Origin of the sequence: Streptomyces sp. CB01201 (assembly GCF_002803085.1) — a bacterium.
Lineage (GTDB): Bacteria > Actinomycetota > Actinomycetes > Streptomycetales > Streptomycetaceae > Streptomyces > Streptomyces hundungensis.
In genome coordinates, this window is record NZ_NNBJ01000003.1 from 262,107 (window position 1) to 275,138 (window position 13,032).

General features: G+C 72.8%; 14 protein-coding genes. 6 read left to right on the forward strand and 8 right to left on the reverse strand.

What is annotated here, in order from left to right:
* Window positions 1–8 precede the first annotated feature (8 nt).
* Complete coding sequence (locus tag CG740_RS09145) at window positions 9–761, forward strand: GntR family transcriptional regulator (protein WP_100574502.1); 753 nt, start codon at window positions 9–11, stop codon at window positions 759–761.
* 31 nt (window positions 762–792) lie between these two features.
* Here the strand turns inward: CG740_RS09145 and CG740_RS40830 are convergent, their stop codons facing one another.
* From CG740_RS40830 to CG740_RS09165, 5 genes are all read right to left on the reverse strand, one after another.
* Window positions 793–1,356: a phosphonate degradation HD-domain oxygenase gene (locus CG740_RS40830; RefSeq protein WP_234376156.1), complete on the reverse strand. Its 564-nt coding sequence runs from the start codon at window positions 1,354–1,356 to the stop codon at window positions 793–795.
* Window positions 1,353–2,423, reverse strand: a complete 1,071-nt coding sequence (tmpA, locus tag CG740_RS09150; protein ID WP_234376157.1) for a 2-trimethylaminoethylphosphonate dioxygenase — start codon at window positions 2,421–2,423, stop codon at window positions 1,353–1,355. The genes CG740_RS40830 and tmpA overlap by 4 nt, the downstream gene beginning before the upstream one ends.
* A gap of 159 nt (window positions 2,424–2,582) precedes the next feature.
* The gene (locus CG740_RS09155; RefSeq protein ID WP_100574701.1) at window positions 2,583–3,017 is read right to left on the reverse strand and encodes a ribonuclease domain-containing protein; all 435 of its coding nucleotides are present in this window, start codon (window positions 3,015–3,017) and stop codon (window positions 2,583–2,585) included.
* A gap of 190 nt (window positions 3,018–3,207) precedes the next feature.
* The gene (locus tag CG740_RS09160; protein WP_100574503.1) at window positions 3,208–4,122 is read right to left on the reverse strand and encodes an SDR family oxidoreductase; all 915 of its coding nucleotides are present in this window, start codon (window positions 4,120–4,122) and stop codon (window positions 3,208–3,210) included.
* Window positions 4,123–4,134: 12 nt separating this feature from the next.
* A complete protein-coding gene (locus CG740_RS09165; protein ID WP_100574504.1) occupies window positions 4,135–4,908 on the reverse strand; it encodes an SDR family oxidoreductase in 774 nt (257 codons plus the stop codon).
* A gap of 56 nt (window positions 4,909–4,964) precedes the next feature.
* Here CG740_RS09165 and CG740_RS09170 point away from each other — a divergent pair, with 56 nt between their 5' ends.
* The 5 genes from CG740_RS09170 to CG740_RS09190 are packed head-to-tail and all read left to right on the forward strand — an operon-like array spanning window position 4,965 to window position 9,462.
* On the forward strand, window positions 4,965–5,816 hold the full coding sequence (locus CG740_RS09170) for an enoyl-CoA hydratase family protein (protein WP_100574505.1): 852 nt from the start codon (window positions 4,965–4,967) through the stop codon (window positions 5,814–5,816).
* A complete protein-coding gene (locus CG740_RS09175; protein WP_100574506.1) occupies window positions 5,813–6,679 on the forward strand; it encodes a CoA transferase subunit A in 867 nt (288 codons plus the stop codon). Before CG740_RS09170 ends, CG740_RS09175 begins: the two co-directional genes overlap by 4 nt.
* Window positions 6,676–7,431, forward strand: coding sequence for a CoA-transferase subunit beta (locus CG740_RS09180; protein WP_100574507.1), 756 nt, complete (start codon window positions 6,676–6,678; stop codon window positions 7,429–7,431). Before CG740_RS09175 ends, CG740_RS09180 begins: the two co-directional genes overlap by 4 nt.
* Window positions 7,428–8,504: an NAD(P)H-dependent flavin oxidoreductase gene (locus tag CG740_RS09185; protein ID WP_100574508.1), complete on the forward strand. Its 1,077-nt coding sequence runs from the start codon at window positions 7,428–7,430 to the stop codon at window positions 8,502–8,504. Before CG740_RS09180 ends, CG740_RS09185 begins: the two co-directional genes overlap by 4 nt.
* Before the next feature lie 34 nt (window positions 8,505–8,538).
* A complete protein-coding gene (locus CG740_RS09190) occupies window positions 8,539–9,462 on the forward strand; it encodes a tyrosine-protein phosphatase (RefSeq protein WP_100574509.1) in 924 nt (307 codons plus the stop codon).
* 91 nt (window positions 9,463–9,553) lie between these two features.
* On the opposite strand, the gene CG740_RS09195 is transcribed toward CG740_RS09190, so the two are convergent.
* The 3 genes from CG740_RS09195 to CG740_RS09205 form a co-directional block, all read right to left on the reverse strand.
* Complete coding sequence (locus CG740_RS09195; protein ID WP_100574702.1) at window positions 9,554–11,290, reverse strand: DEAD/DEAH box helicase; 1,737 nt, start codon at window positions 11,288–11,290, stop codon at window positions 9,554–9,556.
* A gap of 131 nt (window positions 11,291–11,421) precedes the next feature.
* Window positions 11,422–11,625: a cold-shock protein gene (locus CG740_RS09200; RefSeq protein ID WP_030362889.1), complete on the reverse strand. Its 204-nt coding sequence runs from the start codon at window positions 11,623–11,625 to the stop codon at window positions 11,422–11,424.
* Window positions 11,626–11,851: 226 nt separating this feature from the next.
* On the reverse strand, window positions 11,852–13,009 hold the full coding sequence (locus tag CG740_RS09205; RefSeq protein WP_100574510.1) for an acetyl-CoA C-acetyltransferase: 1,158 nt from the start codon (window positions 13,007–13,009) through the stop codon (window positions 11,852–11,854).
* Between the last annotated feature and the right edge of the window lie 23 nt (window positions 13,010–13,032).

The following is a 13,032-nucleotide window of genomic DNA, read 5'->3' on the forward strand; positions in this document are numbered from 1 at the left end:
GGGCCGGAGTGTCCAGCAAGTCGCCGCTCTACCGGAAAGTGGCCGGGGATCTGCGGACCGCCATAGCGGCGGGCGAGTACGGTTCGGGCGCGCGACTGCCCGCCGAGGACGAACTGGCCCGCCGATACGGCGTGTCCAGGGGTACGGTCCGCCAGGCGCTGGCGGCGCTGCGCGCGGACGGCCTGGTGACCTCGCGGCGCGGCGCCCGGCGGGTGGTGCTCGGCGGGGCGGCCCGGTTGCAGAGCTTCGCGGAGCTGAGGTCGTTCTCGCGCTGGGCGCGCTCACTGGGCGAGGAGCCCGGTGGGCGCACCGTGGCCGTCGACCCGGCGCGGGCCACCGAGGAGGAGGCGCACCACCTCCAAGTGCCGCAAGGGGCACGGGTGTTCAGGGTGCGCCGGGTGCGTACGCTGTCCGGCGCTCCGGTGATGGTGGAGCGCACCACGTACCCGGAGCGGATCGGTGAGCTGGTCGCCGCGCTGCCGGTGGACGCGGTGTCGCACTCCGAGCAACTGGAGCTGCACGGCGTCCTGTTCACCGACGCCCATCACACCATCGACGTGGTGCCCGCGGACCGGGACGACGCGGGGCTGCTCAACTGCCCGGCCGGACAGGCGCTGCTGCGCGAGCGCCGCCGCTCCACGGACCCGGCGGGCACGCCGGTGGAGTGGTCCGAGGACCGCTATCTGCCGGGGACGGTGGCGTTCACGGTGCACAACTCGACGGCGACCAGCGCGCTCGGGCGCCGGCTCGGCGAGGACTGAGCCGGCGCCGGGCCGGGCGGGCGCGGGCCGTTCAGGCCGCCGCGTGGTCCGGCTTGAGGAGGCCTTCGAGCAGCGGCCGGAAGTGCGCGAAGCCGGGCGTCTCGCGGTCCGGGTCCTTGGCCTGTTCGTCCCAGCGCCGTACGGCGACGGCGTCCCTGGCACCCGGGTGCGCCGCGAACTCGCGGGCCTGCTCGGGCGACATGGGGCCGCCCTGCACCCGGAGGGTGTGCACGGACGCCTCGGACAGCAGCGCGAAGTAGCCGGGTTCGACGGTGCACAGATAGCGCTTGGCGGCGACGTGCAGCCGTACGGGTTCGGTGACCTCGGGCCCGAAGAACCGCGCCAGCCAGTCGGCGCCGGTGTGGCTGTGCCGGTTGTCGTGGCCGCCCTCCATCAGGTCGCGTCCGGTCACGGCACCGTGGAAGTGCCCGATGTCGTGCAGCAGGGCCGCCGCCACCAGGTGCGCGGGAGCGCCCGCCTCCTCGGCGAGCGCTCCGGCCTGGAGCATGTGCTGGGCCTGGGTGACGGCCTCGCCGAGGTATTCGGCGCTGCCCTCGCCGTCGAAGAGGTCCGCGAGCCGGTCGAGCGGGTTCACGCGGCGGCCTCCTCGCGGCGCAGCACGGCGAGCGTCGAGGCGAGGCCGTCGAGGTCGGCGTAGCTGCCCTGGAGGTGGCGCTGCCCGGACTCCTCGAAGGCCGTACGGGCGTGCAGCAGGCGGGTGTTGTCGAAGACGAGGCAGTCGCCGGGGGCGAGGCGGAAGTCGAGCTGGAGCTCGGACCGCAGCAGGATCTCGCCGAACCGGCGGTAGGCGGCGTAGAACGCGTCGAGCCGTTCGGGCCCGTAGGAGAGTGTGGCGATGGACCGGTTGTTGAAGCGGATCTCCCGGATCCGGCCGAGCGGGTCGGTGGCGATCAGCGGCCGGTCGGCGCGCAGCTCGGTGCGCGCGTCGGCGAACGCGAACGGGACGGGTGTGCTGGTCAGCACGGCGAAGTCCGCGGGTGACTCCGCGCGCAGCAGGGCCGCGGCCCGGAAGCCGTCGACGAGCCCCGAGTCGCCGCCGCGGGCGTCGTTGGCCAGGCAGTGCAGGAGCTGGAGGGTGGGCACCGGGTCGCGGTAGGGGTTGTCGGTGTGCGGGGTGATGCGGGCGCCGGTGAAGGCGAGGTTGTTGGGGTCGGCCGCGACCCGGACCTCGAAGAGTTCGCCGTAGTTCGTCTCGCGCACGTAGCCGAACGTGCGGACCACGTCCAGGACTTGGCGGTCGCGGCGCGGTACGTCGCGCAGCAGCACGAAGCCGAGCCGGACGACCTGCTCCAGGGCGCGGGCCCGCACGCGCGGGTCGGCCGTGTAGGCGCCCCACTCGGCCTCGGGGAGCCGGCCGTGCAGTTCGGCGGCGGTCCACAGGTCCTTGGCGTCCTCGGTGCGGCCGTCGCCGCCCGGCCCGGCGGGTTCGTCGAGCCAGGCCTGTTCGTAGACCGAGACGTGCCCGTCCGGTGCCCAGACGATCTCTCGTGCCGGGGTTCCGTCGGAGGTGTGCACCGGGCGTTCGGCAGCGATGGCGAGGGCCGCCGGGAGCTCGGTGATCTGGAAGAGCTTCTGGCCGGTGCGCGGGTCCCTGCATCGGGTGCAGGGGCAGTTGTCGCGCAGCCAGACGGGGTGGCGCATGGGTGGTCTCCTGCCGGACTCGGCAAAGTTGTACAGACAACTTCGGACGCGTCCGAGCCTGGCAGTCGGGGGTGACGCGCCGGTGGCCGAGAGGTGGACAGCCGAAAACCCGCGCTCCCGGGGAGGGAACGCGGGTTTTCGGTGCGGTCGAGTGCCGTGTCAGCAGCCGAAGTCGACCAGCCGGAACGTGGCGTAGTGGTCGGCGGTGTAGTAGTCCTCCTGGGACTTCTCGCCCGTGATGATCCGGCGGGTGCCGCGCGTCGGCGCACCCGGCGTGATCACGGTGTACTCGTGGTAGTAGCCGCTGCTCTGCTGGGGCAGTACGCCCTCGCGGTTCTGGAAGACGACGCCGTCCTGCGAGTACGGGAACGGGCCGCCCTGGTCGATGAGGTTCAGGGTGTCGTGCGCCTGCGAGGGCAGTGCGGAGTAACAGACGCTGCCGACGGACTGCACGGACACGGAAGCGGCGGCGGTGACGGCCGTGGGGATGGCCGTGGGGGTGGCCGACGCGGTGCCGGCGACGGGGCCGGCGATGAGGGCTGCGGCGACGGCGAGGGCTCCGCCGAGGGCTTTGAAGCGTGGGGGGATCGTCATGTCCGCCATGATGACGCGCGTAGAGCGGGGCCCGTCAACGCCAACTCGGCTGATTTTCCCACCTGTTAACCCGATCCGGCGGACGCGTAACGAGGGGGCCACGAGCGGTTAAGGCACCCGCAACCCAAGATCGTCCGACGCCCCGTCAGGACCCGGCAGACCCGTGCGCGGATGCCTACCGGGACCATGCCTACCGGGATCCGTACACCACCCCCGGAGTCTGCGAGTCCGCGAGGAGTTTCAGGGCCGCCTCGCCCGCCTCGCGCGGGGTCCAGCGGGAGCCCTTGTCGCTGGTCGGGCCGGGCCGCCAGCCCTCCATCACGGTGATGCGGCCGGCCTCCGCCTCGAAGACCCGGCCGGTGACGCCCTCGCTCGCGGCCGAGCCCAGCCAGACCACGAGGGGCGAGACGTTCTCCGGAGCCATCGCATCGAAGGCGTCCGGGTCGGCCGGCGCGGCCATGGTCTCGGCGAAGGTCCCCTCGGTCATCCGGGTGCGGGCCGCCGGGGCGATGGCGTTGACCTGGACGCCGTAGCGGCCCATCTCGGCGGCGGCCACCAGGGTGAGCCCCACGATCCCGGCCTTCGCGGCGCTGTAGTTGCCCTGCCCGACCGAGCCCAACAGCCCTGCTCCGGAGCTGGTGTTGACCACGCGTGCCGCGATCTCGCGCCCCGCCTTCGCCTCGCCGCGCCAGTACGAGGCCGCGTGCTTCAGGGTCAGGAAGTGGCCCTTGAGGTGGACGCGCATCACGGCGTCCCAGTCGTCCTCGCCGAGGTTGACCAGCGTCCGGTCGCGCAGGAACCCGGCGTTGTTGACCAGGGTGTGCAGCGCGCCGAACTCCTCGACCGCCGCGCGGACCAGCGAGGCGGCGCCCTCGGTCGTGGCGATGTCTCCCCCGTGCGCCACCGCCTCGCCGCCCGCCGCGCGGATCTCGTCCACCACCGCCTGCGCGGGCCCGCCACTGCTGCCCGCGCCGTCCAGGGCCACCCCCAGGTCGTTGACGACGACCCGCGCGCCCTGCTCCGCGAACGCCAGCGCGTGTGCCCGGCCGAGGCCCCGCCCCGCGCCCGTCACGACCACGACCCGTCCCTCGCACAACCCGCTCATCTCCGGTTCTCCTCAGGCTCGTTGATCACTTCGGTTGACGGTGGCCGCGTCCAGGAAGGCGGGGCGTTCGCCGCCGCCGTGGACGAGCAGACAGGCGCCGCTGATGTAGGCCGCCCCCGGCGACGCGAGGAAGACGGCAGCCGCGCCGACCTCCTCGGGCTCGGCGAGCCGGCCGAGCGGCACGGTCGCGCCGACCCGTGCGAGGCCTTCCGCGTCGCCGTAGTGCAGCGCGCTCAGTTCGGTGCGGACCATGCCGAGCACCAGCGTGTTGACGCGCACCTCGGGCGCCCACTCGACCGCCATCGAGCGGGCGAGGCCCTCCAGGCCCGCCTTCGCGGCGCCGTAGGCGGCCGTCCCCGGCGAGGGACGCCCCCCGCTGACGCTGCCGATCATCACGACCGAGCCGCGTGCGGCCCGCAGGAACGGCCGGGCGGCCAGGGACGCCGTGAGCGGGGCCACCAGATTCAGCTCGACGACCCGTGCGTGCCGCTCGGCCTCGCCCTCGTCGAGCAGCCGGTAGGGCGTGCCGCCCGCGTTGTTGACCAGGACGTCCAGACGTCCGTGGTCCGCCGCGACACCGGCGAAGAAGTCCCGTACGGCGGCGCCCTCGCGCAGGTCGAGCGGGCGGAACTCGGCCTGCCGGCCGCCCCGTTCGACCGGTTCGTCGGGCGGTCTGCGGGCGCACACCACGACGTCGGCGCCCGCCGCGAGGAAGGCCCTCGCGATCCCCGCGCCCACGCCCCGGGTGCCACCGGTGACGACGACTGCCTTCCCGGCCAGCTCCATCCGCTGCTACCTTCCTGACCTAACAAATGTTTGGTGGAAAGGTAGCTGATCCGCCCATGGGTGTCTCCACCGCAAGCCCCGCGAAGGGCATGTGCCTCGTCACGGTCGACTTCCCACCCGTCAACGCCCTGCCGGTCCAGGGCTGGTACGACCTCGCCGACGCGATCCGCGCCGCGGGGCGCGACCCCGGCAACCGGTGCGTGGTGCTCGCCGCCGAGGGCCGCGGCTTCAACGCCGGGGTGGACATCAAGGAGATGCAGCGCGACCCCGGCCACACCGCCCTCATCGGCGCGAACCGGGGCTGCTACGAGGCGTTCGCCGCGGTGTACGAGTGCGAGGTGCCGGTCGTCGCGGCGGTCGGCGGGTTCTGCCTCGGCGGCGGCATCGGCCTGGTCGGCAACGCGGACGCGATCGTGGCGAGCGAGGACGCCGTCTTCGGCCTGCCCGAACTGGACCGGGGCGCGCTCGGCGCCGCCACCCACCTCGCACGCCTGGTCCCCCAGCATCTGATGCGCGCGCTCTACTACACCTCGCGGACCGTCACGGCCCGGGAGCTGCACGCCCACGGCTCGGTGTGGAAGGTCGTGCCGCGCGAGCAACTGGCCGTCGAAGCAATGGAGTTGGCGGCCGAGATCGCCCGCAAGGACGGCACCCTGATCCGCCTCGCGAAGGCCGCCATCAACGGCATCGACCCGGTGGACGTACGCCGCAGCTACCGCTTCGAGCAGGGCTTCACCTTCGAGGCGGGCCTCAGCGGCGTGGCGGACCGCGTCCGCGACACGTTCGGCACGGGCGGCAGGTCCGGCACGGGCGGCCCGTCCGGCGCCCCCGGCCCGAGCGGGCCGCCCGGGACATCCGGCGCACACCCAACGACGACAGCGGCGGCCACCGAGGAGGCCTCTTCGTGACGGACAAGACCATGACGCCGGAGGACGTCGTCGCCCGGCTGAGCAGCGGCATGACGCTCGGCATCGGCGGCTGGGGCTCGCGCCGCAAGCCGATGGCGCTGGTACGCGCCCTGCTCCGCTCGCCCGTCACCGACCTGACGGTGATCTCGTACGGGGGTCCGGACGTCGGCCTGCTCGCGGCCGCCGGACGGATCCGCAAGCTGGTCGCGCCCTTCGCCACGCTCGACTCGATCCCCCTGGAGCCGCACTTCCGCGCCGCGCGCCAGGCGGGCGCCTTCGAGCTGATGGAGGTCGACGAGGCGATGTTCATGTGGGGGCTGCACGCGGCCGCGAACCGGCTGCCGTTCCTGCCGGTGCGGGCGGGCCTCGGCTCGGACGTGATGCGGGTCAACCCCGGCCTGCGGACGGTGAGTTCACCGTACGAGGACGGCGAGACCCTCGTCGCGATGCCCGCCCTGCGCATGGACGCGGCGCTCGTCCACCTCAACCGCGCCGACCGGCTCGGCAACGGCCAGTACCTGGGCCCCGACCCGTACTTCGACGACCTGTTCTGCGAGGCCGCCGACAGCGCGTACCTCTCCTGCGAGCGGATCGTGGACGCCTTCGGGGACGACGGCGGGGGTGGCCCGGAGGGCGTGGTGCCGCAGTCGCTCCTGGTCGGCAGGTACGCGGTCACCGGCGTCGTGGAGTGCCCGAACGGCGCGCACTTCACGTCCTGCGTACCCGACTACGGGCGCGACGAGCCGTTCCAGAAGCTCTACGCGAGCACCCCCTGGGCGGAGTTCGCCGAACGCTTCCTGTCCGGGCCGGACGAGAAGTCCTACCAGTCGGCGGTGCAGAGCTGGCACGAGGAGCAGAAGTGACACCTCCAGCGACGAGTGCCGTGCGGGTGACCCGCGCCGAGTACTGCGTGATCGCCTGCGCCGAGGCCTGGCGCGACAACGGGGAGGTGCTGGCCAGCCCCATGGGCCTGATCCCCTCGGTCGGGGCCCGGCTCGCGCGGCACACCTTCTCGCCCGACCTGCTGCTCACCGACGGCGAGGCGATGCTCGTCGGGCTGGACGGGAGGCCCGAGGGCTGGCTGCCCTACCGCCGGCATCTGGCGATGGTGACCGGCGGCCGGCGGCACGTGATGATGGGCGCGAGCCAGATCGACCGGTTCGGCAACCAGAACATCTCCTGCATCGGCGCCTGGGAGCGGCCCGCCCGCCAGCTCCTCGGGGTCCGCGGCGCACCGGTCAACACCCTGAACAATCCGGTGAGTTACTGGGTGCCGAAGCATTCGACGCGGGTGTTCGTGCCGAGGGTCGACATGATCAGCGGCGTGGGCTACGACAGCGCGGCGGCCGCGGGCCCCTCCGCGACCCGCTACCACCGCATCCCGCGGGTGGTGAGCAATCTGGGCGTCTTCGACTTCGCGACCCCGGACCACTCGATGCGGCTCGCCTCCCTGCACCCCGGGGTTACGCCGGACGAGGTCCGCGAGGCGACGGGGTTCGAGCTCGCGGTGGCGGACGGCCCGGCGTACACCCGGGAGCCCACGCCCGAGGAGCTCCGCCTGATCCGTGAGGTCATCGACCCGGACGGGCTGCGCGAACGCGAGGTGCGGCCGTGACCACCGCCCCCGGGGAGCCCCGTATCGAGACGGCCCTGACCAAGCTGGTGGGCGTGCGGCATCCGATCGTGCAGACCGGCATGGGCTGGGTCGCGGGCCCCCGCCTGGTCTCGGCCACCGCGAACGCGGGCGCCCTCGGCATTCTCGCCTCCGCGACGATGACGACGTCGGAGCTGCGGGGGGCGGTCCGCGAGGTCAAGTCCCGTACCGGGGAGGCGTTCGGGGTCAATCTGCGGGCCGATGCCGCCGACGCCCGCGAGCGGGTGCGGATCATCGTCGAGGAGGGCGTGCGCGTGGCGTCCTTCGCGCTCGCCCCCTCCCGCGAACTCATCGCCGAGCTGAAGGACGCGGGGGTCGTCGTGATCCCCTCCATCGGCGCCCGCCGGCACGCCGAGAAGGTCGCGGCGTGGGGTGCGGACGCGGTGATCGTGCAGGGCGGCGAGGGCGGCGGCCACACCGGCGAGGTGGCAACGACCGTGCTGCTGCCCCAAGTTGTGGACGCCGTGGACATCCCGGTGATCGCGGCGGGCGGCTTCCACGACGGCCGGGGCCTGGTGGCGGCGCTCGCCTTCGGCGCGGCGGGGGTCGCCATGGGCACCCGCTTCCTGCTGACCTCCGACTCGACGGTGCCGGACGCGGTGAAGGCGAAGTACCTGGAGGCGACGGTGAAGGACATCACGGTGACCACCGCCGTGGACGGCCTGCCGCACCGCATGCTCCGCACGGAACTGGTCAGGTCCCTGGAGGCCGCGGGCCGCACCCGCGCCCTCGTGCAGGCGGTGCGGCGGGCCTCCGGATTCCGCAGGATCTCCGGTCTGTCCTGGTCCCGACTGGTCCGGGACGGCCTCGCGATGAAGCACGGCAAGAACCTGACATGGAGTCAGACACTGCTCGCGGCGAACACGCCGATGCTGCTGCGGGCGTCCATGGTCGAGGGCCGCACGGACCTCGGGGTCATGGCCTCGGGCCAGGTGGCCGGCCTGATCGAGGACCTGCCGAGCTGTGCGGAGCTGGTCGGCCGGGTGATGGACGAGGCGGCGCGCACGCTGGGCGCGTTGCGGAGCACGCAGTAACTGCCGTACGCCACAGAGGAGTCGAGGAGGCACCATGAACCGCTCCACCCGAACGGTGACACGAGTAGCCAGAGGGGCCGTCGCCGCGGTCGCCGCGGCCCTGGCGCTGGGTGCGCTGCCCGCGACCGCGCCGGCGGCAGCAGCCGCCGCGCAGCACCGCACCGCCGCACCGATCCACCAGGTCGTGCTCCAGGGCGCGGTGAACGTCCGCGACCTGGGCGGCTACGGGACGTACGACGGCGCGCGGGTCCGGTACGGGGTCGCCTACCGGGCGGACGCGCTGAACAAGACGACGGACACGGACGTCGCCACCCTGGGCCGACTCGGCCTGCGCGAAGTGGTCGACTTCCGGACGCCGTTCGAGCTTCAGTACGACGGCCCCGACCGGCTGCCGTCCGGGCTCACCCCGACCTCGCGACCGGTCACCGACAGCGGTCTGTACGCGCAGATGCTGACCGCGATCGGGTCGCGGGATCCGGCGACGCAGGACGCGATGCTGGGCCACGGCAAGGCGGAGGCACTGATGCGCACGGTGTACGGCGCCTTCGTCACCGACCCCGCCGCCCGCACTCAGTTCGGGGCGACCCTGAAGGACCTGGCCGCCGCCCCCGGCCCGCTGCTCTTCCACTGCACATCGGGCAAGGACCGTACGGGGTGGCTGAGTTACGTACTGCTGCGCGCGGTGGGCGTACCGGAGGCGACGGCGCGGGGGGACTACCTGGCGTCCAACACCTTCCGGGCGGCGGCAGACGCGGCGCTGCGGGTGAACCTGAAGCAGTCCGGGGTGATGCAGAACCCGGATCTGCTCATCCCGCTCCAGGAGGTACGGGTCGACTACCTTGACGCGGCTCTGTCCCAACTGGGCTCTCAGTACGGTGACTTGTACGGCTACCTGACCCGGGGGCTGGGCCTGTCGCTCCGCGACCTGGCAGGGCTGCGGGCCCGGCTGGTGGCCTAGCCCGGAGCGGCACGCTCTCCTCCAGGCCGCCGCGAACAAGCCCCGCCCATTCACGTTCCGAAGGGGCGGGGCTTGCGGCTGCCCAAGGGGATCAGGCTCCGGCCCGGCCCCGGCCCGCGCCGCTCTGTCCGCGCCCACGACCGCCCGCGGAGCGAGCCGCCGACCCGCCCTGGGTGCGGGGTGCGCCGCCACCCTGGGTGCGGGAGGCCGAGCCGCCCTGGGTGCGAGAGGCCGCGCCGCCCTGGGTACGGGAGGCCGAGCCGCCCTGCGCACGGGAAGCGGCACCCCCCTGCGTACGGGAAGCCGCACCCTGACCCCGCCCGCCCTGGCCGCGGGAGGCGGCACCGCCCTGAGCCGAGCCCTGGGCGCGGCCCGACGAGCCCTGGGCGCGGCCGCCGCGCGCGCCCCGGCTGCGGCCACCGGTGGCCTTCTTCGGCTCCGGCTGGGCCGGGACCTCGATGACGACCGGCACGCCGGACGGCTCGCGCGCGCCCGTGACCCGGACGAGCTCCTCGGAGCTCGACTTGATCTCGGCCGTGCGCGGCCTGATCCCCGCGAACGACATGAGCTTGGTCATCTCGCGCTTCTCGTCCGGCAGGACCAGCGTGACGACGCTGCCCGACTCGCCCGCGCGGGCGGTGCGCCCACCGCGGTGGAGGTAGTCCTTGTGGTCGGTCGGCGGGTCGACGTTCACGACGAGGTCGAGGTCGTCGACGTGGATGCCGCGCGCCGCCACGTTCGTCGCGACCAGCGCGGTGACCTGACCGTTCTTGAACTGGTCCAGCGTGCGGTTGCGCTGCGGCTGGGAGCGTCCACCGTGCAGACCGGCCGCCCGGACCCCGCTCGCCAGGAGCCGCTTGACCAGCCGGTCCACCGAGCGCTTGGTGTCCAGGAACATGATCACCCGGCCGTCGCGGGCCGCGATCCGCGTGGTGACGGCCTTCTTGTCGGTCTCGTCCATGACGTACAGGACGTGGTGTTCCATCGTGGTGACCGCGCCCGCCGACGGGTCGACGGAGTGCACCACCGGGTCGGTGAGGAACATCCGGACCAGGCGGTCGATGTTGGCGTCCAGGGTCGCCGAGAACAGCATCCGCTGACCGTCCGGCTCGACCTGCTTGAGCAGCGCCACGACCTGCGGCATGAAGCCCATGTCGGCCATCTGGTCGGCCTCGTCGAGGACGGTGATGCCCACGTTCTCCAGCGAGCAGTCACCCCGCTCTATGAGGTCCTTGAGCCGGCCCGGGGTGGCGACCATGACCTCGGCGCCGCGGCGCAGCGCGTTGGCCTGCTTGGTGATGGAGAGGCCGCCGACGACGGTGGTCAGGCGCAGGTTCACGGCCGTGGCGTACGGCGTGAGCGCGTCGGTGACCTGCTGGGCGAGCTCGCGCGTCGGTACGAGGACCATGGCGAGCGGCGCCCTGGGCTCGGCGCGCCGGCCCGCGGTGCGGGCGAGCAGGGCGAGGCCGAAGGCGAGGGTCTTGCCGGAGCCGGTGCGGCCGCGGCCGAGGATGTCGCGGCCCGCGAGCGAGTTCGGCAGGGTGGCGCCCTGGATCGGGAACGGCTCGGTCACGCCCTGCGCGTCGAGCGTCTTGAGCAGCGCCGCGGGCATGTCCAGGTCGGCGAAGGCCTCGACGGCCGGCAGCGCGGGGGTGAGGGTCTCCGGGAGTTGGAACTCGCCCTGCGGCGCCATGGTGCGGCCCTTGGCGGGCTTCGCGGACTTGGCGGCGGGGCGGCCGGAGCTCCTGCGGGCACCGGAACTGGAACCGGAACCGGAACGGGAGCCGGTACCGGCACCGGAACCGGCACCGGGGCGCTTGCTGGTCATGCGCGTCATACGGAATTTGCCTTCCTGGGACAAGACAGCACAAGCCGGGACCCGCACCTGAGGGTGCGGGCCCCGGCTGCGAAATTCGCGAGCCGCTGAATCAGCGGCTGCAAAATACGCCTCGTCGGCGATTAGGCGGGAACGATGTTCTCCGCCTGGAGGCCCTTCTGGCCCTGGGTGACCTCGAAGGAGACCTTCTGGCCCTCAAGGAGCTCACGGAAGCCGGAGGAGGCGATGTTGGAGTAGTGGGCGAAGACGTCGGGGCCGCCGCCGTCCTGCTCGATGAAGCCGAAGCCCTTTTCCGAGTTGAACCACTTCACGGTGCCAGTAGCCATGTCATTTCTCCTAAGACAGGGGCAGTTCCGGAAATCCGCGGATTTACGGATTCCTCGTCGCCGCATTGAGCCCATCCGGAGAAACCCCGGAAACAAATAATGCGCCTGAGGATCATTCCCGTCAGGCGCACATAAAGTATATGGGTACCAAAACTGCAACAGGCACCACGATAGCACGGCCCTCCGCGGCCCGTCCGTGGGCCACGTCACGGACGGGGAGGTCGCGTCAGAGGCGTTCGATGATGGTCACGTTGGCCTGGCCGCCGCCCTCGCACATCGTCTGGAGGCCGTAGCGGCCGCCGGTGCGCTCCAGCTCGTGCAGCAGGGTCGTCATCAGCTTCACGCCGGTCGCGCCCAGCGGGTGGCCGAGTGCGATCGCGCCGCCGTTGACGTTGACGCGGTCCGGGTCGGCGCCGGTCTCCTTGAGCCAGGCGAGCGCGACCGGGGCGAAGGCCTCGTTGATCTCGACGAGGTCGATGTCGTCGATCGTCATCCCGGTCTTCTTCAGCGCGTGGGCGGTGGCGGGGATGGGCGCGGACAGCATGCGGATGGGGTCCTCGCCGCGCACCGAGAGGTGGTGGACGCGGGCGCGCGGGGTCAGGCCGTGTTCGGCGACGGCCCGCTCGGAGGCGATGAGGAGGGCGGCCGCGCCGTCGGACACCTGGGAGGAGCAGGCCGCGGTGATGGTGCCGCCCTCCAGGACGGGACGGAGCGCCGCCATCTTCTCCAGGGTGGTGTCCGGGCGCGGCCCCTCGTCCGTGGTGACGTCGCCGTACGCGACGCACTCGCGCGCGAAGCGGCCCTCGTCGACGGCTCGCAGGGCTCGCCGGTGCGAGCGGAGGGCGAACTCCTCCATGGCGCGGCGGGTGATGCCCCACTTCTCGGCGATGAGCTGCGCTCCGTGGAACTGGTTGACGGGTGCGTCGCCGTAGCGGGCCCGCCAGCCCTCGCTGCCGAGGTAGGGGCCGTCGGTCAGGCCGAGCGGTTCGGCGGCCTGGCGCGACGCGAAGGCGATCGGGATCATCGACATGTTCTGGGTACCGCCCGCCACCACCAGGTCCTGGGTACCGGAAAGGACGCCCTGGGCGGCGAAGTGGACGGCCTGCTGGGACGAGCCGCACTGGCGGTCGATGGTGACGCCGGGCACTTCTTCGGGCAGGCCCGCCGCCAGCCAGGACGTGCGGGCGATGTCGCCGGCCTGGGGGCCCACGGTGTCCAGGCAGCCGAAGACGACGTCCTCGACGGCGGCCGGGTCGACGCCGGAGCGTTCGACAAGCGCCTTCAGCACATGGGCGCCGAGGTCGGCGGGGTGGACCGCCGAGAGCCCGCCGCCACGCCGGCCCACCGGAGTGCGTACCGCTTCGACTATGTAGGCCTCGGCCATGTCAACTCCCGATTTGTGTATGC